This is a genomic window from uncultured Psychroserpens sp. (genome assembly GCF_947492715.1).
Lineage (GTDB): Bacteria > Bacteroidota > Bacteroidia > Flavobacteriales > Flavobacteriaceae > Psychroserpens.
Map to the genome: position 1 here is coordinate 1 of NZ_CANLNS010000037.1, position 206 is coordinate 206.

Sequence of the window (206 nt, forward strand, 5' to 3'; positions counted from 1 at the left end):
ATTGGATTCTGTGGAATAACTGTATCCGTTGGATCATCTGGTTCTCCATCTCCATTGTTATCTGTATCGGTTGGATCATTTGGATCATCACTATCATCAGTAACTGTCCCGCCTTGTGGATCATTCCCTGTTGCCGTTGCTTGGTTAGTCACAACACCTGCATCGATATCGGCCTGAGTAATTGCATAGGTCGCTGTGTAAACAAT

1 protein-coding gene is annotated in these 206 nt (G+C 44.2%); it reads right to left on the minus strand.

Annotated features, from left to right (window positions below; translation table 11 throughout):
- Positions 1-206: hypothetical protein (locus Q0787_RS19320; RefSeq protein WP_298905113.1), on the minus strand; the 206-nt coding region annotated here is incomplete at both ends.